The 1,592-nt window shown below is 48.2% G+C and carries 2 protein-coding genes; both read right to left on the bottom strand.

Annotation, left to right across the window (positions count from 1 at the left end):
* Nucleotides 1–70: 70 nt before the first annotated feature.
* Nucleotides 71–1,297 carry a sigma-54-dependent transcriptional regulator gene (locus R7P35_RS24055; RefSeq protein ID WP_005477499.1) on the bottom strand — a complete coding sequence of 409 codons (1,227 nt, stop codon included), beginning with the start codon at nucleotides 1,295–1,297 and terminating at the stop codon, nucleotides 71–73.
* The coding region (locus R7P35_RS24050; protein ID WP_318092840.1) for a sensor histidine kinase at nucleotides 1,290–1,592 on the bottom strand (303 nt) is incomplete at its 5' end. The genes R7P35_RS24050 and R7P35_RS24055, both read right to left, overlap by 8 nt.

The raw sequence follows: 1,592 nt of genomic DNA, 5'->3' as shown, positions 1-1,592 counted from the left end.
CATTCGCTCTGGTTCCCCGTCTGGCTTCAGTCCGTTCTTGCTGAAAGGCTGAAGAGATTTTGAGGTATTGCTACTGAGCCTTAAACTTCGATTTGTCCAACTGATGTTTTTTTAGTTTGTCGTACAAGGTCTTGCGTGACACCTGTAATTCTAGTTGAACCTCTTTAAGTCTGCCTCTGTGTCGCTGCAATGCATCAAATAACAGACAATATTCAAAGTGTTCTGTGCGTTGAGTCATGCTCTGAATTTCGATGCTCTTTTCACTGTCCCAATCTTCCATGCGAAAAGTCTCAGGTTTGAGAGCGCGCAGCTCCGCAAATTGGCGCAGTTGTTTAACGTTTTCTGGCCAAGAAAGCTCTGTAATTCGGCGTACTTCGTCCAAACTGATGTGCGGTGGTTGCAGCTGATAACGGCTTGCTGCATGACGCACGAAGTGTTTGTAAAGTGGGCCAATATCTTCTTTGCGTTCATCCAGCGTTGGTAAGTGGATGAGCGTTGCGAACGCTTTAACATCGGCATCAACCTTGGTCGTCGCACCAAATACGCGCTCCAATTTCGGGTGGTTAAACAGGCATTGCCACTGTGCGAGCGAGATATGTTCTGCGCTGTGCAGGTACAAACTGCAACGGTTTGAGTCTTCCGTCAGGTGGTCAATGGCTTTGTCGAGTGCATCTAGCGACAGTTCGTAAAGGTCTTCACCTGATGCTGCAATCAGCTCGCTGTCTGGTGTGGCGTGAATATCGTGAGCAAATTGCGCAGCTAATCGGCGACCAGTGCCGTCTTGTCCCACGAAAATCAGAGGTTGGTTCGTCGGTGCGCTGATTAAGGCTCGGCGAATACTCACCATGACTTTACTGTGACCAATCATTTTCGGGCCGACATGGGTTTGCATGTCGAGCTCTTTCTTAAGCCAGATGTTTTCTTGCAACAAGTTCAGCTTATCGCTGGCGTTGTTCAGTGATTTCATCAGTTGATCGGTTGAAAATGGTTTTTCCAGAAAGTCGTACGCGCCGCTTTTCATTGCTTCGACCGCCGTTTTAACGTCGCCATGCCCAGTTAGAACGATGAATTGAAAGTGGTGATTTTTGCTCAGCAGCGTACGCATAAACTCTAAGCCATCCATGACCGGCATGTGAATATCCGTAATGATGATGGCTGGAGAATTGGCATCGATAACTCTGAGTGCTTCAACGGCATTGGGAAAGCAAGTGACTTCAATGCCCTCGATAAGTAGTGCTTGTGAAACGGCATCACGAATGTGTGGTTCGTCATCAACAAAGATAACTGCGTTATGCATGGTCGTTTTCCGTTACTGGTTTGGTGGTACTGGTGTTTGCCATCGGAACGGTGACCACAAAGGTCATGCCGCCTGACTCACCCGATTGCGTCCCTTGGTGGTTATAGGCGCTGAGCGCTCCGTGATAGCTTTCTAAAATACGTTTTGAAATGGTCAAACCCAGTCCGAGCCCTTCTGGTTTGGTGGTAAAAAACGGGTCAAAGATTTTCGCCAGTGCCTCGTCAGACATCCCCGGGCCGTTATCTGACACCAGAATATCGCAGCTCGAATCGTGGCATTGAATCGCGATGGAAAT

The organism is Vibrio sp. Vb0304 (assembly GCF_033338995.1).
In the GTDB taxonomy this organism is placed as follows: Bacteria; Pseudomonadota; Gammaproteobacteria; order Enterobacterales; family Vibrionaceae; genus Vibrio; species Vibrio alginolyticus.
The sequence above is the reverse complement of the archived record's forward strand: the minus strand, read 5'-3'. Positions and strand labels throughout refer to the sequence as shown.

Bases quoted from the DNA above. Each gene is read 5' to 3' on its own strand.
- R7P35_RS24055 (WP_005477499.1), bottom strand. From the start codon at position 1,297: ATGCATAACGCAGTTATCTTTGTTGATGACGAACCACACATTCGTGAT.